We start from the raw sequence: 20,008 nt of genomic DNA on the forward strand, positions 1-20,008 counted from the left end.
TGCGAACTGCCGGAAGGCGTTGAGATGGTAATGCCGGGCGACAACATCAAAATGGTTGTCACCCTGATCAAGCCGATCGCCATGGAAGACGGCCTGCGCTTCGCCATTCGCGAAGGTGGTCGTACCGTTGGTGCTGGCGTGGTTGCCAAGATCGTCGAGTAATCGATTGATCTGATCCAAAAAGAGCCCCCGCCCAGCGGGGGCTTTTTTATGGGCGGAAGATATCTGCTGGTTATTTTCTAACCGGGTTGACACTCCCTGGGGGCGTCTATAGAATCACGCCTCCTTTTAACGGGCGTATTGCGTCCGTTAACTGGGAATCGCAGCTTGGAATCTGAGGTCAAAATGCAAAACCAACAAATCCGTATACGGTTGAAGGCTTTTGACCATCGCCTGATCGATCAATCAACCCAGGAAATCGTGGAAACCGCGAAACGTACTGGTGCTCAGGTGCGTGGTCCGATTCCTCTGCCAACTCGCAAAGAGCGGTTCACCGTTCTGACTTCGCCACACGTCAACAAAGACGCTCGCGATCAGTACGAAATCCGCACTCATAAGCGTGTACTGGACATCGTCCAGCCAACGGATAAAACCGTTGATGCTCTTATGAAGCTCGATCTTGCGGCTGGCGTGGAAGTGCAGATCAGCCTCGGCTAAAACCTGGCGGTTTTAGTCGTGTAACGCTCTGAAATGGGCGGCCATAGCGGGTGAAAGCCCCGTACACTCATGAGGTTACAACATGACTATTGGTGTAGTCGGTCGTAAGTGCGGCATGACCCGCATTTTCACCGAAGAAGGTGTCTCCATTCCGGTCACGGTCATTGAGATCGAGCCGAATCGCGTCACCCAGTTCAAAACTGAGGAGTCCGATGGCTATCGTGCAGTGCAAGTCACTGTCGGCGAGCGTCGCGTTTCTCGTGTCAGCAAGGCTCAAGCCGGTCACTTCGCCAAGGCGAACGTCGCGGCAGGTCGTACCGTTCTGGAATTCCGTCTTGAAGAAGGCGACTACCAGGCTGGCGATCTGATCAACGCTGAAATTTTCCAAGCTGGTCAACTGGTCGACGTGACCGGTCAGTCCAAAGGTAAAGGCTTCGCCGGTACCATCAAGCGTTGGAACTTCCGCGGCCAAGACAACACCCACGGTAACTCCGTGTCCCACCGCGTTCCGGGTTCGATTGGCCAGTGCCAGACGCCGGGCCGTGTATTCAAGGGCAAGAAAATGTCCGGTCACATGGGTGCTGAGCGCGTGACTGTGCAGTCCCTGGAAGTAGTGCGCGTGGATGCTGAACGCAACCTGCTGCTGGTCAAGGGTGCCGTTCCTGGCGCTACTGGCGGCAACCTGGTTGTGCGTCCGGCTGCCAAGGCTCGCGGTTAAGGGGAAGCTGACATGCAATTAAATGTAAATGGCGCTCAAGCGATCGAAGTCTCCGATGCGACTTTCGGTGGCGACTACAACGAGACCCTGGTTCACCAAGCTGTCGTCGCCTACATGGCTGGCGGCCGTCAGGGCAGCAAGCAGCAGAAGACTCGTTCCGACGTTTCCGGTGGCGGTAAGCGCCCGTGGCGTCAGAAGGGTACTGGCCGCGCGCGTGCCGGTACCTCCCGTGGTCCGATCTGGCGTGGCGGTGGTGTGACCTTCGCAGCACGTCCGCAGAACCATGATCAGAAGCTGAACAAGAAGATGTATCGCGCTGCGATCCGTTCGATTCTTGCTGAGCTGGTCCGTAGCGACCGTCTGGTAGTGGTTGAAGACTTCGCTGTCGAGGCTCCGAAAACCAAAGAGCTGCTGGGCAAGCTGAATGGTCTGGGTCTGAGCGACGTTCTGATCGTCTCCGACGCCGTAGATCAAAATCTGTACCTGGCTGCTCGCAACCTGCCACACGTCGACGTTCGTGACGTGCAGGGTTCCGATCCGGTCAGTCTGATCGCGTATGAAAAGGTACTGGTTACCGTTTCTGCCGTGAAGAAATTCGAGGAGCTGCTGGGATGAACCAGGAACGCGTATTCAAAGTGCTGCTTGGCCCGCACATCTCCGAGAAGGCCACGACTCTGGCAGACAAGAAAAGCCAGTTCGTTTTCAAAGTTGCGACTGACGCAACCAAGCTGGAAATCAAGAAGGCCGTCGAAAGCCTGTTCAGCGTGAAGGTTCAGCATGTCACTACCCAGAACGTTCTGGGCAAGAGCAAGCGCACCGCTCGCGGTCTGGGCAAGCGTAACGACTGGAAGAAGGCGATCATCTCCCTTCAGCCAGGCCAGGATCTCGATTTCGCCACCAGCAGTGCTGAGTAAGGAAGGGGTGCATCATGGCAATCGTTAAATGCAAACCGACTTCCGCGGGCCGCCGTTTTGTGGTCAAGGTGGTCAATCAGGAGCTGCACAAAGGCGCTCCTCATGCTCCACTGCTCGAGAAGAAGTCGAAGTCTGGCGGTCGTAACAACAACGGCCGTATCACCACCCGTCATATCGGTGGTGGTCACAAGCAGCATTACCGTCTGGTCGATTTTCGTCGCAACGACAAAGATGGCATCCCTGCCACTGTCGAGCGCGTTGAATATGACCCGAACCGTACCGCGCACATCGCTCTGCTGAAATATGCCGATGGTGAGCGTCGTTACATCATCGCACCGAAAGGTGTGAGCGCCGGCGATCAGCTGGTTGCAGGTTCGATGGCGCCGATCAAGGCCGGCAACAGCCTGCCGCTGCGTAACATTCCGGTGGGTTCGACCGTTCACGGTATCGAGCTGAAGCCGGGTAAAGGTGCTCAAATCGCTCGTTCCGCTGGTGCTTCGGCTCAGCTGATCGCACGTGAAGGCGTCTACGTCACCCTGCGTCTGCGCAGCGGTGAAATGCGTAAAGTGCTGGCCGAATGCCGCGCGACCCTGGGTGAAGTCTCGAACTCCGAGCACAGCCTGCGTTCGCTGGGTAAAGCTGGTGCCAAGCGCTGGCGTGGCGTTCGCCCGACCGTTCGTGGTGTTGCCATGAACCCGGTCGACCACCCACACGGTGGTGGTGAAGGTCGTACCTCTGGTGGTCGTCATCCGGTGTCTCCATGGGGCTTCCCGACGAAGGGCGCGAAGACTCGTGGTAACAAACGCACCGACAACATGATCGTCCGTCGTCGCAAGTAACTAGAGGGATACGACAGTGCCACGTTCTCTGAAAAAAGGTCCTTTTATCGATCTTCACCTACTGAAGAAGGTCGAAGTGGCAGCAGAAAAGAACGATCGCAAACCGGTTAAAACCTGGTCGCGCCGTTCGATGATTCTGCCGCAGATGGTCGGTCTGACCATCGCCGTGCATAACGGCCGCCAACACGTCCCCGTTCTCGTGAACGAAGACATGGTCGGCCACAAACTGGGCGAATTTGCCGGCACCCGTACCTATCGTGGGCACGTGGCTGACAAGAAAGCCAAGCGTTAAGGGGTAAGGAAATGGAAGTAGCCGCTAAGTTGTCGGGCGCTCGCATCTCCGCCCAGAAAGCCCGCTTGGTCGCCGACCAGATCCGCGGGAAGAAGGTGGGCGAAGCGCTCAACCTGCTGGCTTTCAGCAGTAAGAAAGCCGCGGAAATCATGAAGAAAGTGCTGGAGTCGGCCGTGGCCAACGCCGAGCACAACGAAGGCGCCGACGTTGATGACCTGAAGGTCAGCACCGTTTTCGTCAACGAAGGGCGTTCGCTGAAGCGCATCATGCCGCGTGCCAAAGGCCGCGCTGATCGCATCGTCAAGCGGTCTTGCCATATCACTGTCAAGGTTGCGGACAAGTAACGGAGTCGATCAGATGGGTCAGAAAGTACATCCCACTGGCATTCGCCTGGGAATCGTCAAGGATCACACCTCCGTCTGGTACGCAGACGGCCGGACTTATGCGGACTACCTGTTCGCTGATCTGAAGGTGCGTGAGTATCTCCTCGACAAACTAAAAAGCGCGTCCGTAAGCCGTGTCGACATCGCTCGTCCGGCCCAAACCGCACGCATCACCATCCACACCGCTCGTCCCGGCATTGTGATCGGCAAGAAAGGTGAAGATGTTGAGAAGCTGCGTCAGGACCTGACCAAGCAAATGGGTGTGCCAGTGCACATCAATATCGAAGAGATCCGCAAGCCGGAGCTCGACGGTATGCTGGTTGCGCAGAGCGTAGCTCAGCAGCTGGAGCGTCGCGTTATGTTCCGTCGCGCCATGAAGCGCGCTGTACAGAACGCCATGCGTATTGGTGCCAAGGGCATCAAGATCCAGGTGAGTGGTCGTCTCGGCGGTGCGGAAATCGCACGTACCGAGTGGTATCGCGAAGGTCGTGTGCCGTTGCACACCCTGCGCGCTGACATTGACTATGCCACCTACGAAGCGCACACCACTTACGGTGTGATCGGTGTGAAGGTTTGGATCTTCAAGGGTGAGGTCATCGGTGGCCGCCATGAAGAGCTGAAGCCGCAAGCACCTGCGCCTCGTAAAGCTGCTAAGAAATAAGGAGTACGCATCATGTTGCAACCAAAGCGTACGAAGTTCCGCAAGCAGATGACCGGCCACAACCGTGGTCTGGCTCAGCGCGGTAGCAAGGTCAGCTTCGGCGAGTTCGCGCTGAAGTCCGTTGCCCGCGGTCGTCTCACCGCCCGTCAGATCGAGTCCGCTCGTCGTGCTCTGACTCGTCACGTCAAGCGTGGCGGGAAGATCTGGATTCGCGTTTTCCCGGACAAGCCGGTTACCAAGAAGCCTCTCGAGGTGCGTATGGGTAAAGGTAAGGGTGGCGTTGAATATTGGGTAGCCCAGATCCAGCCAGGCAAAGTCCTGTACGAGATCGAAGGCGTTTCCGAAGAGCTGGCGCGTGAGGCTTTCGCCCTGGCTGCTGCAAAGCTGCCGCTCGCCACCACCTTTGTTAAACGGACGGTGATGTGATGAAAGCGAAAGAACTTCGTGAAAAAAACGCAGAGCAGCTGAACGAGCAACTGCTCGGCCTGCTGCGCGACCAGTTCAATCTGCGCATGCAGAAAGCAACTGGCCAGTTGGGGCAGTCTCACCTGCTCTCGCAAGTTAAGCGCGACATCGCTCGTGTGAAAACTGTGCTCAACCAGCAGGCAGGTAAGTGATCATGGCCGAAGTTGAAAAAACAGTCCGTACGCTGACCGGCCGTGTCGTCAGCGACAAGATGGACAAGACCATCACCGTTCTGATCGAGCGTCGCGTAAAGCACCCGATCTACGGTAAATACGTGAAGCGTTCGACCAAGCTGCACGCTCACGACGAATCCAACCAGTGCAAGATCGGCGACAAGGTTTCCATCCGCGAAACCCGTCCGCAGTCCAAGACCAAGTCCTGGGCTCTGGTTGAAGTCGTCGAACGCGCCGTCGAAGTCTAAGAGCTAAGGGTCGGAGAAATTTTATGATTCAGACTCAATCCATGCTCGATGTGGCTGACAACAGCGGTGCACGTCGCGTCATGTGCATCAAGGTGTTGGGCGGTTCGCATCGTCGCTACGCCGGCATCGGCGACATCATCAAGGTCACCGTCAAGGAAGCAATTCCGCGCGGCAAAGTGAAGAAAGGTCAGGTCATGACCGCAGTGGTCGTTCGTACCCGTCACGGCGTTCGCCGTGCCGACGGTTCGATCATCCGCTTCGACGGCAACGCTGCTGTTCTGCTGAACAACAAGCAAGAGCCGATCGGTACCCGCATCTTCGGGCCAGTGACCCGTGAACTGCGTACCGAGAAGTTCATGAAGATCGTCTCGCTCGCCCCTGAAGTGCTTTAAGGAGATCCGACATGCAAAAGATTCGTCGTGACGACGAGATCATCGTGATCGCCGGCAAAGACAAAGGTAAGCGCGGTAAGGTGCTCAAGGTTCTCGCTGACGACCGTCTGGTCGTCGGTGGCATCAACCTGGTCAAGCGTCATACCAAGCCGAACCCGATGTCGGGCGTTCAAGGCGGTATCGTCGAGAAAGAAGCGCCACTGCACGCTTCCAACGTTGCCATTTTCAACAGCGAAACCAACAAGGCTGATCGCGTTGGTTTCAAAGTCGAAGACGGCAAGAAAATTCGTGTCTTCAAGTCCACCCAGAAGCCGGTTGGCGCTTGAGAATCATAGGTAAAACACCATGGCACGACTGAAAGAGATTTACCGGAAGGAAATCGCGCCCAAGCTGAAGGAAGAACTGAAGCTGGCGAACGTGATGGAAGTTCCGCGCATCACCAAGATCACCCTGAACATGGGCCTGGGCGAAGCGATCGGTGACAAGAAAGTCATCGAGAACGCCGTTGCCGACCTCGAGAAGATCACCGGTCAGAAAGTCGTTGTGACTCATGCCCGTAAGTCGATCGCAGGTTTCAAGGTTCGTGAAGGTTGGCCGATTGGCGTCAAGGTCACTCTGCGTCGCGAGCGTATGTACGAGTTCCTGGATCGTCTGCTGTCCATCTCCCTGCCGCGCGTGCGTGACTTCCGCGGCCTGAATGCCAAGTCCTTCGACGGCCGCGGCAACTACAGCATGGGCGTGAAAGAGCAGATCATCTTCCCGGAAATCGATTACGACAAGATCGATGCGCTGCGTGGTCTGGACATCACCCTGACCACCACTGCCCGTACGGATGATGAAGGCCGCGCTCTGCTGCGTGCTTTCAAATTCCCGTTCCGCAACTGATTGGAGTAGGAACATGGCCAAGACGAGCATGAAAAACCGCGAGCTGAAGCGTCAGCGCACGGTTGCCAAGTACGCCAAAAAGCGTGCCGAGCTGAAAGCCATCATCGTGGATCAGAACGCAACTCCAGAAGCACGTTGGGAAGCCAGCGTTGCCCTGCAGAAGCAGCCACGTGATGCCAGCGCTTCGCGTCTGCGCAACCGCTGCCGCATCACCGGCCGTCCGCACGGTGTATTCCGTAAGTTCGGTCTGTCGCGTATCAAGCTGCGTGAAGCAGCCATGCGCGGCGACGTACCAGGTCTGGTCAAAGCCAGCTGGTAAGCCGACGCGGCAAACGCCGGAGCTAGCTCCGGCGTACAAGCAATATGAATCAAGCCCCTTTTGGGGCTTGATTCATTTTTGATCAGTCTCTAGAATGCCCGGCTCGCCTGAGCCCGGATTTCCGTGAGTTCTGGTGATTCTTAGCCGAGAGGCTAATTCTTTTTGTATCAGGAGCGTCTAGCCCATGAGTATGCAGGACCCGTTAGCGGACATGCTAACTCGTATCCGTAATGCCCAGATGGCTGAAAAGTCCGTCGTAAGCATGCCTTCTTCTACCCTGAAGGTGGCTGTAGCCAAAGTTCTGAAAGACGAAGGTTATATTGCGGGTTATCAGATCAGCGGCGAAGCAAAGCCGCAGCTGTCCATCGAGCTGAAGTACTTCGAAGGCCGTCCGGTCATCGAAGAAGTCAAGCGCGTCAGCCGTCCCGGCCTTCGCCAGTACAAATCCGTCGATGATCTGCCGAAAGTTCGCGGCGGTCTCGGTGTTTCCATCGTCTCCACCAACAAGGGTGTGATGACGGACCGCGCTGCGCGCGCTGCCGGTGTCGGCGGCGAAGTGCTTTGCACTGTGTTCTAAGGGGGGATAAGCATGTCTCGCGTTGCTAAGAACCCCGTCAAGCTGCCTGCTGGTGTAGAGATCAAACTCGCCGGTCAGCAGCTTTCGGTGAAGGGTGCCAAGGGCACTCTGGAACTGAACGTTCACTCGTCCGTTGAAGTGCTGCAGGAATCCGGTGAGCTGCGTTTCGCTGCTCGCAACGGCGACCAGCAGACTCGTGCGATGGCCGGTACTACCCGCGCTCTGGTCAACAACATGGTCATCGGCGTAAGCCAAGGCTTCGAGCGCAAGCTCCAGCTGATCGGTGTTGGTTACAAGGCGCAGGCCAAGGGTCAGGTGCTGAACCTGGCGTTGGGCTTCTCTCACCCTATCGACTACCAACTGCCGGAAGGCGTTGTGGCCGAAACCCCGAACCAGACCGAGATCCTGATCAAGGGTGTCGACAAGCAGCTGGTTGGTCAGGTTGCCGCGGAGATTCGTGACTTCCGCCGTCCTGAACCTTACAAGGGCAAAGGTGTTCGTTACGCTGACGAAGTCGTCCGCCGTAAAGAAGCCAAGAAGAAGTAAGGGGCTAGGAAATGACCGACAAAAAAGTTACTCGTCTGCGTCGCGCTCGCAAAGCACGCCTGAAAATGCACGAGCTCGAAGCCGTGCGTCTGTGCGTGTACCGCTCTTCGCAGCACATCTATGCCCAGGTCATCTCGGCCGACGGCAGCAAGGTTCTGGCCAGCGCCTCTACCTTGGACAAAGCACTGCGTGACGGCGCCACCGGCAACGTCGACGCGGCCAAGAAAGTTGGTGAGCTGGTTGCCGAGCGTGCGAAAGCCGCTGGTGTGACCCAGGTTGCATTCGACCGTTCTGGCTTCAAGTACCACGGCCGCGTCAAGGCGCTGGCTGATGCTGCTCGTGAAGGCGGGCTGGAGTTCTAAGTTATGGCAAATAACGACCAAAAGCGCGACGAAGGCTATATCGAGAAGCTGGTTCAGGTGAACCGCGTTGCCAAGACCGTTAAAGGCGGCCGTATCTTCACCTTCACCGCGCTGACCGTGGTAGGTGATGGCAAGGGCCGTGTAGGTTTCGGCCGTGGCAAATCCCGTGAAGTGCCGGCTGCCATCCAGAAAGCGATGGAAGCTGCTCGTCGCAACATGATCCAAGTTGATCTGAACGGCACCACTCTGCAGTACGCCATGAAGTCCGCCCACGGCGCTTCGAAGGTTTACATGCAGCCTGCTTCCGAAGGTACCGGCATCATCGCTGGTGGCGCCATGCGTGCCGTCCTGGAAGTCGCTGGTGTTCAGAACGTTCTGGCCAAGTGCTACGGCTCTACCAACCCCGTGAACGTGGTTCATGCCACTTTCAAAGGTCTGAAGGCTATGCAGTCTCCGGATTCGGTTGCAGCCAAGCGTGGCAAGAGTGTCGAGGAGATTCTCTAACCATGGCTAACACCGTCAAAGTGACTCTGATCAAGAGCACCAATGGCCGTCTGGCCAATCACAAAGCCTGCGTCAAAGGCCTCGGCCTGCGTCGCATCAATCATACCGTCGAAGTTCTGGATACTCCGGAAAACCGCGGCATGATCAACAAGGCTTATTACCTTCTCCGTGTGGAGGGTTGATCCATGTACCTGAACGATTTGAGTCCAGCGCCGGGTTCCCGTCGCGAGAAGCACCGTCCGGGCCGTGGTATCGGTAGTGGTTTGGGCAAGACCGGTGGCCGTGGTCACAAAGGTCAGACCTCCCGCTCCGGTGGCACCATTGCTCCGGGTTTCGAAGGCGGCCAGCAGCCTCTGCACCGTCGTCTTCCCAAGTTCGGTTTCGTGTCTCTGAAGGCTATGGATCGCGCGCAAGTGCGTACTTCCGAGCTGAACAAGATCGAAGGCGACGTAGTTACTCTGCAGGCGCTGAAGGATGCCAACCTGATTAATCAAAACGTACAGCGTGTGAAAGTCATGCTGTCCGGTGAGATTACTCGTGCGGTCACCCTCAAAGGTATCGCCGCCACCAAAGGTGCGCGTGCGGCTATCGAAGCAGCTGGCGGTAAGTTCGAGGAATAAATGGCTAAGCAAGGTGCTCTCTCTGCTCTGGCTGGTGGCGGGTTGTCCGAACTCTGGGCTCGTCTGCGTTTTCTGTTCATGGCGATCATCGTCTATCGAATCGGCGCGCATATCCCAGTTCCCGGTATAAACCCTGACCGTCTGGCCGATCTGTTTCGACAGAATGAGGGGACCATTCTTAGCTTGTTCAACATGTTTTCCGGCGGCGCGCTGGAGCGGATGAGTATCTTTGCACTGGGGATCATGCCGTACATCTCGGCATCGATCATCATGCAGCTGATGACCGCCGTCAGTCCGCAGCTGGAGCAGTTGAAGAAGGAAGGTGAGGCTGGTCGTCGCAAGATCAGCCAGTACACCCGCTACGGCACCTTGGTTCTGGCTTTCGTCCAGGCTATCGGCATGTCCGTTGGTCTGGCGAGCCAGGGCGTAGCGTTCTCGGGCGATTTCGGCTTCCACTTCGTCGCAGTCACCACGTTCGTGGCGGGTGCGATGTTCATGATGTGGCTGGGCGAGCAAATCACCGAGCGCGGTGTTGGCAACGGTATTTCGATGCTGATTTTTGCGGGCATCGTAGCCGGTCTGCCGTCGGCGATCGGGCAGTCTTTCGAGTCTGCACGTCAGGGCGATATCAATATTTTCGCTCTCATCGCCATCGGTTTGCTGGCAGTAGCGATCATCGGTTTCGTGGTGTTCATTGAGCGTGGCCAGCGTCGCATTGCGGTGCACTACGCCAAGCGTCAGCAGGGCCGCAAGGTCTTCGCTGCGCAGACCAGCCACCTGCCGTTGAAGGTGAACATGGCGGGCGTAATCCCGGCCATTTTCGCCAGCAGCCTTCTGTTGTTCCCGGCCTCGCTGGGTGCCTGGTTTGGTCAGTCCGAAGGTATGGGCTGGCTGCAGGATATTTCACAGGCTATCGCTCCTGGTCAGCCGTTGAACATTTTGCTGTTTAGTGCAGGGATCATCTTCTTCTGCTTCTTCTACACAGCGCTGATGTTCAACCCCAAAGACGTAGCGGAAAACCTGAAGAAGTCCGGTGCCTTTATTCCGGGTATCCGTCCCGGTGAGCAGTCTGCACGCTATATCGATGGCGTTCTGACTCGCTTGACCATGTTCGGTGCTCTGTACATGACGGCCGTATGCTTGTTGCCCCAGTTCCTGGTGGTGGCGGCCAACGTACCGTTCTACCTTGGCGGGACCTCGTTGCTGATCGTGGTGGTGGTTGTGATGGACTTCATGTCGCAAGTACAATCGCACCTCGTTTCGCACCAGTACGAATCCCTGATGAAGAAAGCCAACCTGAAGGGCTACGGCAGCGGCATGCTCCGCTGAAGTGTCCATAGGGTTCGAGGAGTTGGTGATGAAAGTTCGTGCATCGGTGAAAAAGCTGTGCCGCAACTGCAAAATTATTCGCCGTGAAGGTGTAGTGCGAGTGATTTGCAGCGCGGAACCGCGTCACAAACAGCGCCAAGGCTGAATGTGATCGACGCTATAAGCCCGGCAGCTAGTGCGCTGCCGGGTTGATTATTTGTTTTTACAGCGATAATATCTCGCGCCCCATTTCTTGGCTTCCGGGGCGTAGGTAGCTGTCAATTGGAGTTCCACTGAATGGCCCGTATTGCAGGCGTTAACATTCCGGATAACAAGCACGCTGTTATCTCGCTGACCTACATCTTTGGTGTTGGTCGCACTACTGCACAGAAGATCTGTGCCGCTACCGGTATTAATCCGGCAGCAAAGATCAAGGATCTCTCTGACGAGCAGATCGAGCAGCTGCGTGGTGAAGTCGCCAAGGTGAATACCGAGGGTGATCTGCGCCGTGAAGTGAACATGAAAATCAAACGCTTGATGGATCTGGGTTGCTACCGCGGCCTGCGTCATCGTAAAGGTCTGCCGGTTCGCGGTCAGCGCACCAAGACCAACGCACGCACCCGCAAGGGCCCGCGTAAGCCGATCCGCAAGTAATCGCGTTCGCGAATCGACAGGAATTTAGTCATGGCAAAACCTGCTGCTCGTACTCGTAAGAAAGTCAAAAAGACGGTGGTTGATGGCATCGCCCACATCCACGCTTCTTTCAACAACACCATCGTGACCATTACCGACCGTCAAGGTAACGCCCTGTCCTGGGCTACTTCCGGTGGTTCGGGTTTCCGCGGTTCCCGCAAGTCCACCCCGTTCGCTGCCCAGGTGGCTGCTGAGCGTGCTGGTCAAGCTGCGCTGGAATACGGCCTGAAGAACCTCGACGTCAACGTCAAGGGCCCAGGTCCGGGTCGTGAGTCCGCTGTCCGTGCTCTTAACGGCTGCGGTTACAAGATCGCCAGCATCACCGATGTGACGCCAATCCCGCATAACGGGTGCCGTCCTTCGAAGAAGCGTCGCGTGTAATCAGGAGACAGTGAGAAATGGCTCGTTACATTGGTCCCAAATGCAAACTGTCTCGTCGTGAAGGCACTGATCTGTTCCTGAAGAGTGGCGTCCGCGCTCTGGAATCGAAGTGCAACATCGAAGCAGCCCCAGGTATCCACGGTCAGCGCCGTGGCCGTCAGTCCGACTACGGCACCCAGCTGCGTGAGAAGCAAAAAGTTCGTCGTATCTACGGTGTACTGGAGCGTCAGTTCAGCGGTTACTACAAGCAGGCAGCTAGCCAGAAAGGCGCTACCGGCGAAAACCTGCTGCAACTGCTCGAGTGCCGTCTGGATAACGTCGTTTACCGTATGGGTTTCGGCGCTACTCGTGCCGAGTCCCGTCAGCTGGTTTCGCACAAAGCGATCAGCGTAAACGGCAAGACTGTCAACGTACCGTCCTACCAGGTCAAAGCTGGTGACGTGGTTGCAGTTCGCGAGAAGTCGAAGAATCAGCTGCGCATCGTTCAGGCTCTTGAGCTGTGTGCTCAGCGTGGCCGTGTTGAGTGGGTAGATGTAGACACCGAGAAGAAATCCGGCGTGTTCAAAAGCGTTCCGGTTCGTGGTGATCTCTCCGCTGACATCAACGAGAGCCTGATTGTCGAGCTCTACTCCAAGTAAGGGCTAGAAAATAGGTGCATCCATGCAGATTTCGGTAAATGAGTTCCTGACCCCCCGCCATATCGATGTGCAGGTGGTCAGTCAGACCCGCGCCAAGATCACCCTCGAGCCTCTCGAGCGTGGTTTCGGCCATACCCTGGGCAACGCGCTGCGTCGCATCCTGTTGTCCTCCATGCCTGGCTGTGCAGTAGTCGAGGCCGAGATTGACGGTGTACTCCATGAGTACAGCGCCATTGAAGGTGTTCAGGAAGACGTCATTGAAATCCTGCTCAACCTCAAAGGTCTGGCCATCAAACTGCACGGTCGAGACGAAGTTACACTGACTCTGGCGAAGAAGGGCTCTGGCGTCGTAACCGCTGCCGACATTCAGCTGGATCATGATGTTGAAATCGTCAACGGCGACCACGTAATCGCCAATCTGGCCGCTAATGGCGCGCTGAACATGAAGCTCGTCGTAGCTCGTGGTCGCGGCTACGAGCCGGCCGATTCGCGCCAGAGCGATGAAGATGAAAGCCGCAGCATTGGTCGCTTGCAGCTCGACTCTTCCTTCAGCCCGGTGCGTCGCGTGTCTTACGTGGTGGAAAACGCTCGCGTCGAGCAGCGCACCAACCTGGACAAGCTGGTTATCGATCTCGAAACCAACGGTACCCTGGATCCTGAAGAGGCCATCCGTCGTGCCGCTACCATCCTGCAACAGCAGCTGGCTGCATTCGTCGACCTGAAGGGCGACAGCGAGCCGGTTGTTATCGAGCAGGAAGACGAGATCGATCCGATCCTGCTGCGTCCGGTTGATGACCTTGAACTGACCGTCCGTTCGGCCAACTGCCTCAAGGCAGAGAACATCTACTACATTGGTGACCTGATCCAGCGCACCGAAGTAGAGCTGCTCAAAACGCCGAACCTGGGTAAGAAGTCCCTGACCGAAATCAAGGACGTTCTGGCTTCCCGTGGTCTGTCCCTCGGTATGCGCCTCGACAACTGGCCGCCGGCAAGTCTGAAGAAAGACGACAAGGCCACTGCCTGATCGTCATCATCACCGAACGTGTAGTTTGGTAAGGAATTGAACCATGCGTCATCGTAAAAGTGGCCGTCACCTCAGCCGCACCAGCGCTCACCGCAAGGCCATGTTTCAGAACATGGCGGTATCGCTGTTCGAGCATGAGCTGATCAAAACTACTCTGCCGAAAGCCAAGGAACTGCGCCGCGTTGCCGAGCCGCTGATCACCCTGGCTAAAGAAGACAGCGTCGCCAACCGTCGTCTGGCTTTCGACCGTACTCGTTCGAAAGCTATCGTTGGTAAACTGTTCAACGATCTGGGCAAGCGCTATGCCACCCGTCAGGGCGGTTACCTGCGTATCCTCAAGTGCGGCTTCCGCGCTGGCGACAATGCTCCGATGGCTTATGTTGAGCTGGTCGACCGTCCGGTCGGCGGCGCAGTAGAAGCTGCCGAGTAAGGCATCGTTGCAAAAAAGAACCGGGCTTAGGCCCGGTTTTTTTATATGTGGTTTTTAGTAAAAAACTATCGTGCTGCAAGTTCTTATTCATTTGTCGCTTCGCCTGTGCTCGTTAATACTCAATGTCAATCCCGCTCAGTCGGGAACGATCAGGCCAGCTAAGGAGATAGACGATGAGTGACAAGACCGAGGGCAAATGCCCCTTTTCGGGGAACGCCTCTGCGGAAAAGCCGAAGCATGCCGCTGGTGGCGGTACCGGTAACCGTGACTGGTGGCCCAATCAGCTGCGTGTCGAGCTGCTGCACCAGCACTCCTCCAAGTCCAACCCGCTGGGTGAGGACTTCAACTATGCCGACGCCTTCAACTCGCTGGACTATGAGGCGCTGAAGAAAGACCTGCGCGCCCTGATGACCGACTCGCAGGAGTGGTGGCCCGCTGACTTCGGCCACTACGGCCCGCAATTCATCCGTATGGCCTGGCACGCTGCCGGTACCTATCGCACGGGAGATGGCCGTGGCGGCGCTGGCCGTGGGCAGCAACGTTTCGCGCCGCTCAACAGCTGGCCGGACAACGTCAACATCGACAAGTCGCGCCGCTTGCTGTGGCCGATCAAGCAGAAGTACGGGCAGAAAATTTCCTGGGCCGATCTGTTGGTGCTGACCGGCAACGTTGCCCTGGAAACCATGGGCTTCCGCACCTTCGGCTTCGCCGGTGGCCGCGTAGATACCTGGGAACCGGATCAGGACGTTTACTGGGGTACTGAAAAGACCTGGCTGGGCGGCGACGAGCGCTATGGCAAGGGCGCTGCCGGCCGTGAAGACGATCAGGGCGTACTGGTCGCCGACGCAGAGCTGCATGGCCAGGAGCAGGACCGTACCGACGGTCAGGGCCGTAACCTGGAGAACCCGCTCGCTGCCGTGCAGATGGGCCTCATCTATGTGAACCCGGAAGGCCCTGAAGGCAATCCCGATCCGCTCGCCGCCGCCCATGACATCCGCGAGACCTTCGCGCGCATGGCGATGAACGATGAAGAAACCGTGGCGCTGATCGCCGGCGGTCACACCTTCGGCAAGACCCACGGTGCCGGCCCGGCCGATCACGTTGGCGCCGAGCCGGAAGCGGCCGGCCTGGAAGAGCAGGGCCTGGGCTGGAGCAGCTCGTTCGGCAGCGGCAAGGCCGGCGATGCGATCACCAGTGGCCTGGAAGTGACCTGGACCAGCACGCCCGCGCAGTGGGGTAACGAGTTCTTCGAGAACCTGTTCAAGTTCGAGTGGGAATTGACCAAGAGCCCGGCCGGTGCTCATCAGTGGGTGGCCAAGAACGCCGAGGCGATCATCCCAGATGCCCACGACCCGTCGAAGAAGCGCCTGCCGACGATGCTGACTACCGACTTGTCGCTGCGTTTCGACCCCGCCTACGAGAAGATCTCGCGTCGCTTCCTGGAGAATCCGCAAGCCTTCGCCGAAGCGTTCGCCCGCGCCTGGTTCAAGTTGACCCACCGCGATCTCGGGCCGAAGTCGCGTTACCTGGGCCCAGAAGTTCCGAAAGAAGAGCTGTTGTGGCAAGACCCGCTGCCGGCTGTTCATCATCCGCTGATCGACGACGCGGACGTGGCGACCCTCAAGGCACAGGTGCTGGCCTCTGGCCTGTCGGTGGCCGAGCTGGTCGGCACTGCCTGGGCTTCGGCTTCGACCTTCCGTGGGTCCGACAAGCGCGGCGGTGCCAATGGCGCCCGTATTCGCCTGGCACCACAGAAGGATTGGGCGGCTAACCAGCCCGAGCAACTGGCCAAAGTGCTGGCGAGGCTGGAAGGCATTCGCGGCGAGTTCAACCGCTCCGCTACCGGCGGCAAGCAGGTGAGCCTGGCCGACCTTATCGTACTGGCCGGTAATGCCGGTATCGAGCAGGCCGCCAGCAAGGCGGGTCGTACCGTGAAGGTGCCGTTTTCGCCAGGCCGCAGCGATGCGTCCCAGGCGCAGACCGATGTCGAGTCCTTCGCGGTGCTCGAACCGATCGCCGATGGCTTCCGCAACTACCTCAAAGGCCGCTACAGCGTGCCAGCCGAGGCGCTGCTGATCGACAAGGCGCAACTGCTGACCCTGACGGCGCCGGAACTGACGGTACTGGTCGGCGGCCTGCGAGCGATCAACATCAACGTGGAGGGTACGAGCCACGGTGTATTGACCGACAAGCCTGGCGCGCTGACCAACGACTTCTTCGTCAACCTGCTCGACATGGGCACTGCTTGGAAGGCGGCGGCCGGTGACGGCAATCTGTTCGAGGGGCGTGACCGCAAGAGCGGCGAATTGAAGTGGACGGGTACCCGGGTGGACCTGGTGTTCGGCTCCAACGCCATTCTGCGTGCCCAGGCCGAGGTCTATGCCAGCGCCGATGCGCGCTTCATCGAGGACTTCGTGGCCGCCTGGACCAAGGTCATGAACCTCGACCGCTTCGACCTCGCCTGATCCATGGCCGGGCGCATGCGCCCGGCTCGGTGAGCGGCTCAAGCCAACGCCTCCTTTCGGAGGCGTTGTGCTTTTTGCTTGACCCCGACGGGTGATGGGCCGAGCATTCACCTATTCCATTCGCTGCACCAAGGATTCCGCGCATGAAGGGCCACATCGAAGTCATCGACTACCTCAAAACCCTGCTCAAAGGAGAGCTGGCCGCGCGCGATCAGTATTTCATCCACTCGCGTCAGTACGAAGACTGGGGCTTCAGCAAGCTCTACGAACGCATCAACCACGAGATGGAGGAGGAGACCCAGCACGCCGATGCCCTGCTCAAGCGGATTCTGTTCCTGGAAGGCGTTCCGGACATGGTGCCGGATGCCTTCACCTTCGGGCAGACCGTGCCGGATGCCCTGAAACTGGATCTGGCTCTCGAGTATCAAGTGCGTGCGGCCCTGAGCAAGGGCATCGAACTGTGCGAGCGCCATCAGGATTATCAGACCCGCGATATCCTGCTGCTGCAACTCAAGGATACCGAGGAAGACCATGCTTACTGGCTGGAGATCCAGCTGCAGCTGATCGACAAGCTGGGCCTGGAGAAATACCTGCAGAGCCAGATGTAGATCATCGGCAAGAAAAAGCCCCGCTCGCGGGGCTTTCTCGTTTCAGGGAGGCGCTCAGGCGCGATCACGTTCCAGCAGCGGCTTGAGGAAGTGCCCCGTGTGGGACTGCGGCATCTCGGCCACTTCTTCCGGCGTGCCGACGGCGATGATCTGTCCGCCTTTGGAGCCCCCTTCGGGCCCCAGATCCACCAGCCAGTCGGCGGTCTTGATCACGTCCAGGTTGTGCTCGATCACCACCACGGTGTTGCCGTGGTCGCGCAAGCGGTGCAGAACGTCGAGCAATTGCTGGATATCCGCGAAGTGCAGGCCGGTGGTCGGTTCGTCGAGGATGTACAGGGTCTTGCCGGTGTCACGCTTGGAGAGCTCGCGGGACAACTTGACCCGCTGCGCCTCGCCACCGGACAGAGTGGTCGCCGACTGGCCGAGCTTGATGTACGAAAGGCCCACGTCCATCAGCGTCTGCAGCTTGCGCGCAAGGGCCGGTACGGCATCGAAGAACGCGCGGGCGTCCTCGATGGTCATTTCCAGCACCTCGTGGATGCTCTTGCCCTTGTATTTGATCTCCAGGGTTTCGCGGTTGTAACGCTTGCTCTTGCACACGTCGCAGGGCACGTAGATGTCCGGCAGGAAGTGCATCTCCACCTTGATCAGGCCATCGCCCTGGCACGCCTCGCAGCGCCCGCCCTTGACGTTGAACGAGAAGCGCCCCGGGCCATAGCCGCGTGAGCGTGCTTCCGGCACGCCGGCGAACAGCTCGCGGATCGGCGTGAACAGGCCGGTGTAGGTCGCCGGGTTGGAGCGCGGCGTACGGCCGATGGGGCTCTGGTCGATGTCCACCACTTTGTCCAGGTGCTGCAGGCCGTCGATGCTGTCGTGGGCAGCGGCTTCCAGCGTAGTGGCGCCGTTCAGTGCGGTGGCACTGAGCGGGAACAGGGTGTTGTTGATCAGCGTCGACTTGCCCGAGCCGGAGACCCCGGTCACGCAGGTCAGCAGGCCGATGGGGATTTCCAGGTTGACGTTCTGCAGGTTGTTGCCACGAGCACCCTTGATCTTCAGCGACAGCTTCTTGTTGCGCGGTGTGCGCTTGGCCGGCACGACGATCTTGGTGCGGCCGGACAGATACTTGCCGGTGACCGAGTCCGGGTGCGCCATGACTTCTTCAGCTGTACCCTCGGCAACGATCTGCCCGCCGTGCACGCCCGCACCCGGGCCGATGTCGACCACGTAGTCGGCCATGCGGATGGCGTCTTCATCGTGCTCGACCACGATCACCGTGTTGCCGATGTCGCGCAGGTGGCGCAGGGTGCCGAGCAGGCGCTCGTTGTCACGCTGGTGCAGGCCGATGGACGGCTCGTCGAGGATGTACATGACGCCCACCAGGCCGGCGCCGATCTGGCTCGCCAGGCGGATGCGCTGGGCCTCGCCGCCGGATAGCGTGTCGGCGCTGCGATCCAGAGTCAGGTAGTCGAGGCCGACGTTGACCAGGAACTGTAGGCGTTCGCAGATTTCCTTGAGGATCTTGCTGGCGATCTCGCCACGGCGACCGTCCAGGGTCAGGCCGCCGAAGTAGTCGCTGGCCGCGCCAATCGGCAGGCCGGTAACGGCAGGCAGGGTCTTCTCGCCCACCCATACATGACGCGCCTCGCGACGCAGGCGTGTGCCGCGGCAGTCGGGGCAGGGCTGGGTGCTGAGAAACTTGGCCAGTTCCTCGCGCACGCTGGTCGACTCGGTTTCGCGGTAGCGGCGTTCGAGGTTGGGCACGATGCCTTCGAACGGATGCGAGCGCTTGACGATATCACCACGGTCGTTGAGGTACTTGAAGTCGACGTTCTGCGAACCGCTGCCGCCGAGAATCACCTTCTGGTGCTCGGCGTCAAGTTCGGCGAACGGCTTGTCCAGGCTGAAGCCATAGTGTGACGACAGTGAGCCGAGCATCTGGAAGTAGTAGACGTTACGCCGGTCCCAGCCGCGTATCGCGCCTTCGGCCAGGGTCAGCTCGCCGTTGACCAGGCGCTTGGCGTCGAAATACTGCTTCACGCCCAGACCGTCGCAGGTCGGGCAGGCGCCGGCCGGGTTGTTGAAGGAGAACAGCTTGGGCTCCAGTTCACTGATCGAATGGCCGCACACGGGGCAGGCGAAGCGCGCGGAGAAGATGATCTCTTCGCCTTCTTCCCCGTCCATGGGCGCGATCAGCGCCAGGCCGTCGGCCAACTTGAGCGCGGTCTCGAAGGATTCGGCCAGGCGCTGCTGCAGATCGCCGCGGGCCTTGAAACGATCGACCACGGCGTCGATGCTGTGCTTCTTCTGCTTGTCGAGCTTGGGCAGTTCGTCCAGCTCGTATAACTTGCCGTCCACCCGCACGCGCACGAAGCCTTGGGCGCGCAACTCGTCGAACACCGCCAGGTGCTCACCCTTGCGTTCGCGAATCACCGGGGCCAGCAGCATCAGCTTGCTGCCTTCGGGCATGGCCAGCACCTGATCGACCATCTGGCTGACCGTCTGGGCTTCCAGCGGCAGGTCGTGATCGGGGCAGCGCGGCGTACCGGCGCGGGCGTAGAGCAGGCGCAGGTAGTCGTAGATCTCGGTGATGGTGCCGACGGTCGAACGCGGGTTGTGGGAGGTGGACTTCTGCTCGATGGAGATCGCCGGCGACAGGCCTTCGATGGTGTCGACATCGGGCTTTTCCATCATCGACAGGAACTGCCGGGCATAGGCCGACAGCGACTCCACGTAGCGACGCTGGCCTTCGGCGTACAGCGTGTCAAAGGCCAGGGACGACTTGCCCGAGCCCGACAGGCCGGTGATCACGATCAGCTTGTCGCGTGGCAATGTCAGGTCGATATTCTTCAGGTTGTGGGTACGGGCCCCACGAATCAGGATCTTGTCCAAAAGGAACCTCTAGGCTG

31 protein-coding genes and 1 pseudogene are annotated in these 20,008 nt (G+C 58.7%); 31 read left to right on the forward strand and 1 reads right to left on the reverse strand.

Annotated features, from left to right (window positions below; translation table 11 throughout):
- The 31 genes and pseudogenes from tuf to bfr form a co-directional block, all read left to right on the forward strand.
- Nucleotides 1-162, forward strand: a pseudogene (gene tuf, locus BVH01_RS17280) (elongation factor Tu); the annotation flags it as partial.
- A 183-nt stretch (nt 163-345) separates the two neighbouring features.
- A complete protein-coding gene (rpsJ, locus tag BVH01_RS17285; RefSeq protein WP_013789756.1) occupies nt 346-657 on the forward strand; it encodes a 30S ribosomal protein S10 in 312 nt (103 codons plus the stop codon).
- 82 nt (nt 658-739) lie between these two features.
- Nucleotides 740-1,375: a 50S ribosomal protein L3 gene (rplC, locus tag BVH01_RS17290; protein WP_013789757.1), complete on the forward strand. Its 636-nt coding sequence runs from the start codon at nt 740-742 to the stop codon at nt 1,373-1,375.
- Between the two features lie 12 nt (nt 1,376-1,387).
- The gene (rplD, locus tag BVH01_RS17295) at nt 1,388-1,990 is read left to right on the forward strand and encodes a 50S ribosomal protein L4 (protein ID WP_013789758.1); all 603 of its coding nucleotides are present in this window, start codon (nt 1,388-1,390) and stop codon (nt 1,988-1,990) included.
- Nucleotides 1,987-2,289, forward strand: a complete 303-nt coding sequence (gene rplW / locus BVH01_RS17300; RefSeq protein WP_013789759.1) for a 50S ribosomal protein L23 — start codon at nt 1,987-1,989, stop codon at nt 2,287-2,289. The genes rplD and rplW overlap by 4 nt, the downstream gene beginning before the upstream one ends.
- A gap of 14 nt (nt 2,290-2,303) precedes the next feature.
- Nucleotides 2,304-3,128, forward strand: coding sequence for a 50S ribosomal protein L2 (gene rplB / locus BVH01_RS17305; RefSeq protein WP_013789760.1), 825 nt, complete (start codon nt 2,304-2,306; stop codon nt 3,126-3,128).
- Nucleotides 3,129-3,144: 16 nt separating this feature from the next.
- Nucleotides 3,145-3,420 carry a 30S ribosomal protein S19 gene (gene rpsS, locus BVH01_RS17310; RefSeq protein ID WP_013789761.1) on the forward strand — a complete coding sequence of 92 codons (276 nt, stop codon included), beginning with the start codon at nt 3,145-3,147 and terminating at the stop codon, nt 3,418-3,420.
- A gap of 11 nt (nt 3,421-3,431) precedes the next feature.
- Nucleotides 3,432-3,764: a 50S ribosomal protein L22 gene (gene rplV / locus BVH01_RS17315; RefSeq protein WP_003103908.1), complete on the forward strand. Its 333-nt coding sequence runs from the start codon at nt 3,432-3,434 to the stop codon at nt 3,762-3,764.
- A gap of 13 nt (nt 3,765-3,777) precedes the next feature.
- Nucleotides 3,778-4,464: a 30S ribosomal protein S3 gene (rpsC, locus tag BVH01_RS17320; protein WP_013789762.1), complete on the forward strand. Its 687-nt coding sequence runs from the start codon at nt 3,778-3,780 to the stop codon at nt 4,462-4,464.
- A 12-nt stretch (nt 4,465-4,476) separates the two neighbouring features.
- Nucleotides 4,477-4,890 carry a 50S ribosomal protein L16 gene (gene rplP / locus BVH01_RS17325; protein ID WP_003243901.1) on the forward strand — a complete coding sequence of 138 codons (414 nt, stop codon included), beginning with the start codon at nt 4,477-4,479 and terminating at the stop codon, nt 4,888-4,890.
- Nucleotides 4,890-5,081 (forward strand): 50S ribosomal protein L29, encoded by a 192-nt coding sequence (gene rpmC, locus BVH01_RS17330; RefSeq protein ID WP_013789763.1) that lies wholly within the window; start codon nt 4,890-4,892, stop codon nt 5,079-5,081. Before rplP ends, rpmC begins: the two co-directional genes overlap by 1 nt.
- A gap of 2 nt (nt 5,082-5,083) precedes the next feature.
- Nucleotides 5,084-5,350: a 30S ribosomal protein S17 gene (gene rpsQ / locus BVH01_RS17335; RefSeq protein WP_003243904.1), complete on the forward strand. Its 267-nt coding sequence runs from the start codon at nt 5,084-5,086 to the stop codon at nt 5,348-5,350.
- Nucleotides 5,351-5,373: 23 nt separating this feature from the next.
- Nucleotides 5,374-5,742: a 50S ribosomal protein L14 gene (gene rplN, locus BVH01_RS17340; protein ID WP_002555479.1), complete on the forward strand. Its 369-nt coding sequence runs from the start codon at nt 5,374-5,376 to the stop codon at nt 5,740-5,742.
- Between the two features lie 11 nt (nt 5,743-5,753).
- The gene (gene rplX, locus BVH01_RS17345; protein WP_003463290.1) at nt 5,754-6,068 is read left to right on the forward strand and encodes a 50S ribosomal protein L24; all 315 of its coding nucleotides are present in this window, start codon (nt 5,754-5,756) and stop codon (nt 6,066-6,068) included.
- A gap of 19 nt (nt 6,069-6,087) precedes the next feature.
- Nucleotides 6,088-6,627 (forward strand): 50S ribosomal protein L5, encoded by a 540-nt coding sequence (gene rplE, locus BVH01_RS17350; RefSeq protein ID WP_013789764.1) that lies wholly within the window; start codon nt 6,088-6,090, stop codon nt 6,625-6,627.
- A gap of 13 nt (nt 6,628-6,640) precedes the next feature.
- The gene (rpsN, locus tag BVH01_RS17355) at nt 6,641-6,946 is read left to right on the forward strand and encodes a 30S ribosomal protein S14 (protein ID WP_013789765.1); all 306 of its coding nucleotides are present in this window, start codon (nt 6,641-6,643) and stop codon (nt 6,944-6,946) included.
- 184 nt (nt 6,947-7,130) lie between these two features.
- Nucleotides 7,131-7,523 (forward strand): 30S ribosomal protein S8, encoded by a 393-nt coding sequence (gene rpsH / locus BVH01_RS17360; RefSeq protein ID WP_013789766.1) that lies wholly within the window; start codon nt 7,131-7,133, stop codon nt 7,521-7,523.
- Between the two features lie 12 nt (nt 7,524-7,535).
- A complete protein-coding gene (gene rplF / locus BVH01_RS17365; RefSeq protein WP_013789767.1) occupies nt 7,536-8,069 on the forward strand; it encodes a 50S ribosomal protein L6 in 534 nt (177 codons plus the stop codon).
- Between the two features lie 11 nt (nt 8,070-8,080).
- Nucleotides 8,081-8,431, forward strand: a complete 351-nt coding sequence (rplR, locus tag BVH01_RS17370; RefSeq protein ID WP_003293038.1) for a 50S ribosomal protein L18 — start codon at nt 8,081-8,083, stop codon at nt 8,429-8,431.
- 3 nt (nt 8,432-8,434) lie between these two features.
- Nucleotides 8,435-8,935 carry a 30S ribosomal protein S5 gene (rpsE, locus tag BVH01_RS17375; protein WP_013789768.1) on the forward strand — a complete coding sequence of 167 codons (501 nt, stop codon included), beginning with the start codon at nt 8,435-8,437 and terminating at the stop codon, nt 8,933-8,935.
- Between the two features lie 2 nt (nt 8,936-8,937).
- On the forward strand, nt 8,938-9,117 hold the full coding sequence (gene rpmD, locus BVH01_RS17380) for a 50S ribosomal protein L30 (protein WP_013789769.1): 180 nt from the start codon (nt 8,938-8,940) through the stop codon (nt 9,115-9,117).
- A 3-nt stretch (nt 9,118-9,120) separates the two neighbouring features.
- Nucleotides 9,121-9,555, forward strand: coding sequence for a 50S ribosomal protein L15 (gene rplO, locus BVH01_RS17385; protein WP_070887126.1), 435 nt, complete (start codon nt 9,121-9,123; stop codon nt 9,553-9,555).
- Complete coding sequence (gene secY / locus BVH01_RS17390; protein WP_075931518.1) at nt 9,556-10,884, forward strand: preprotein translocase subunit SecY; 1,329 nt, start codon at nt 9,556-9,558, stop codon at nt 10,882-10,884.
- A 28-nt stretch (nt 10,885-10,912) separates the two neighbouring features.
- A complete protein-coding gene (gene rpmJ / locus BVH01_RS17395; protein ID WP_002555468.1) occupies nt 10,913-11,029 on the forward strand; it encodes a 50S ribosomal protein L36 in 117 nt (38 codons plus the stop codon).
- A 131-nt stretch (nt 11,030-11,160) separates the two neighbouring features.
- Complete coding sequence (rpsM, locus tag BVH01_RS17400) at nt 11,161-11,517, forward strand: 30S ribosomal protein S13 (protein WP_070887128.1); 357 nt, start codon at nt 11,161-11,163, stop codon at nt 11,515-11,517.
- Between the two features lie 30 nt (nt 11,518-11,547).
- Nucleotides 11,548-11,937, forward strand: coding sequence for a 30S ribosomal protein S11 (gene rpsK / locus BVH01_RS17405; protein ID WP_013789773.1), 390 nt, complete (start codon nt 11,548-11,550; stop codon nt 11,935-11,937).
- A 17-nt stretch (nt 11,938-11,954) separates the two neighbouring features.
- Nucleotides 11,955-12,575 carry a 30S ribosomal protein S4 gene (gene rpsD, locus BVH01_RS17410; protein ID WP_013789774.1) on the forward strand — a complete coding sequence of 207 codons (621 nt, stop codon included), beginning with the start codon at nt 11,955-11,957 and terminating at the stop codon, nt 12,573-12,575.
- A 22-nt stretch (nt 12,576-12,597) separates the two neighbouring features.
- Nucleotides 12,598-13,599: a DNA-directed RNA polymerase subunit alpha gene (gene rpoA, locus BVH01_RS17415; RefSeq protein ID WP_013789775.1), complete on the forward strand. Its 1,002-nt coding sequence runs from the start codon at nt 12,598-12,600 to the stop codon at nt 13,597-13,599.
- A gap of 43 nt (nt 13,600-13,642) precedes the next feature.
- A complete protein-coding gene (rplQ, locus tag BVH01_RS17420; protein WP_042552930.1) occupies nt 13,643-14,029 on the forward strand; it encodes a 50S ribosomal protein L17 in 387 nt (128 codons plus the stop codon).
- Between the two features lie 173 nt (nt 14,030-14,202).
- The gene (katG, locus tag BVH01_RS17425; RefSeq protein WP_075931519.1) at nt 14,203-16,494 is read left to right on the forward strand and encodes a catalase/peroxidase HPI; all 2,292 of its coding nucleotides are present in this window, start codon (nt 14,203-14,205) and stop codon (nt 16,492-16,494) included.
- 143 nt (nt 16,495-16,637) lie between these two features.
- Entirely contained in the window at nt 16,638-17,102 is a 465-nt protein-coding gene (bfr, locus tag BVH01_RS17430; protein ID WP_075931520.1) for a bacterioferritin, read from the forward strand.
- 54 nt (nt 17,103-17,156) lie between these two features.
- Here bfr and uvrA read toward each other — a convergent pair whose 3' ends face one another.
- Nucleotides 17,157-19,991, reverse strand: coding sequence for an excinuclease ABC subunit UvrA (gene uvrA / locus BVH01_RS17435; protein ID WP_075931521.1), 2,835 nt, complete (start codon nt 19,989-19,991; stop codon nt 17,157-17,159).
- Nucleotides 19,992-20,008 lie beyond the last annotated feature (17 nt).

Origin of the sequence: Pseudomonas sp. PA1(2017) (assembly GCF_001945375.1) — a bacterium.
Classification (GTDB): domain Bacteria; phylum Pseudomonadota; class Gammaproteobacteria; order Pseudomonadales; family Pseudomonadaceae; genus Aquipseudomonas.

Bases quoted from the DNA above. Each gene is read 5' to 3' on its own strand.
- rplR (WP_003293038.1), top strand. From the start codon at position 8,081: ATGACCGACAAAAAAGTTACTCGTCTGCGTCGCGCTCGCAAAGCACGC.
- rpsD (WP_013789774.1), top strand. From the start codon at position 11,955: ATGGCTCGTTACATTGGTCCCAAATGCAAACTGTCTCGTCGTGAAGGC.
- rpsM (WP_070887128.1), top strand. From the start codon at position 11,161: ATGGCCCGTATTGCAGGCGTTAACATTCCGGATAACAAGCACGCTGTT.
- rplW (WP_013789759.1), top strand. From the start codon at position 1,987: ATGAACCAGGAACGCGTATTCAAAGTGCTGCTTGGCCCGCACATCTCC.
- katG (WP_075931519.1), top strand. From the start codon at position 14,203: ATGAGTGACAAGACCGAGGGCAAATGCCCCTTTTCGGGGAACGCCTCT.
- rplN (WP_002555479.1), top strand. From the start codon at position 5,374: ATGATTCAGACTCAATCCATGCTCGATGTGGCTGACAACAGCGGTGCA.
- rpsQ (WP_003243904.1), top strand. From the start codon at position 5,084: ATGGCCGAAGTTGAAAAAACAGTCCGTACGCTGACCGGCCGTGTCGTC.
- rplC (WP_013789757.1), top strand. From the start codon at position 740: ATGACTATTGGTGTAGTCGGTCGTAAGTGCGGCATGACCCGCATTTTC.
- secY (WP_075931518.1), top strand. From the start codon at position 9,556: ATGGCTAAGCAAGGTGCTCTCTCTGCTCTGGCTGGTGGCGGGTTGTCC.
- rplF (WP_013789767.1), top strand. From the start codon at position 7,536: ATGTCTCGCGTTGCTAAGAACCCCGTCAAGCTGCCTGCTGGTGTAGAG.
- rpsJ (WP_013789756.1), top strand. From the start codon at position 346: ATGCAAAACCAACAAATCCGTATACGGTTGAAGGCTTTTGACCATCGC.
- rpmD (WP_013789769.1), top strand. From the start codon at position 8,938: ATGGCTAACACCGTCAAAGTGACTCTGATCAAGAGCACCAATGGCCGT.
- rplV (WP_003103908.1), top strand. From the start codon at position 3,432: ATGGAAGTAGCCGCTAAGTTGTCGGGCGCTCGCATCTCCGCCCAGAAA.
- rplO (WP_070887126.1), top strand. From the start codon at position 9,121: ATGTACCTGAACGATTTGAGTCCAGCGCCGGGTTCCCGTCGCGAGAAG.
- rplQ (WP_042552930.1), top strand. From the start codon at position 13,643: ATGCGTCATCGTAAAAGTGGCCGTCACCTCAGCCGCACCAGCGCTCAC.
- rplX (WP_003463290.1), top strand. From the start codon at position 5,754: ATGCAAAAGATTCGTCGTGACGACGAGATCATCGTGATCGCCGGCAAA.
- rpsC (WP_013789762.1), top strand. From the start codon at position 3,778: ATGGGTCAGAAAGTACATCCCACTGGCATTCGCCTGGGAATCGTCAAG.
- rplB (WP_013789760.1), top strand. From the start codon at position 2,304: ATGGCAATCGTTAAATGCAAACCGACTTCCGCGGGCCGCCGTTTTGTG.
- rplD (WP_013789758.1), top strand. From the start codon at position 1,388: ATGCAATTAAATGTAAATGGCGCTCAAGCGATCGAAGTCTCCGATGCG.
- rpmC (WP_013789763.1), top strand. From the start codon at position 4,890: ATGAAAGCGAAAGAACTTCGTGAAAAAAACGCAGAGCAGCTGAACGAG.
- rpsE (WP_013789768.1), top strand. From the start codon at position 8,435: ATGGCAAATAACGACCAAAAGCGCGACGAAGGCTATATCGAGAAGCTG.
- bfr (WP_075931520.1), top strand. From the start codon at position 16,638: ATGAAGGGCCACATCGAAGTCATCGACTACCTCAAAACCCTGCTCAAA.
- rpsN (WP_013789765.1), top strand. From the start codon at position 6,641: ATGGCCAAGACGAGCATGAAAAACCGCGAGCTGAAGCGTCAGCGCACG.
- rplE (WP_013789764.1), top strand. From the start codon at position 6,088: ATGGCACGACTGAAAGAGATTTACCGGAAGGAAATCGCGCCCAAGCTG.
- rpsH (WP_013789766.1), top strand. From the start codon at position 7,131: ATGAGTATGCAGGACCCGTTAGCGGACATGCTAACTCGTATCCGTAAT.
- rplP (WP_003243901.1), top strand. From the start codon at position 4,477: ATGTTGCAACCAAAGCGTACGAAGTTCCGCAAGCAGATGACCGGCCAC.
- rpsK (WP_013789773.1), top strand. From the start codon at position 11,548: ATGGCAAAACCTGCTGCTCGTACTCGTAAGAAAGTCAAAAAGACGGTG.
- rpmJ (WP_002555468.1), top strand. From the start codon at position 10,913: ATGAAAGTTCGTGCATCGGTGAAAAAGCTGTGCCGCAACTGCAAAATT.
- rpoA (WP_013789775.1), top strand. From the start codon at position 12,598: ATGCAGATTTCGGTAAATGAGTTCCTGACCCCCCGCCATATCGATGTG.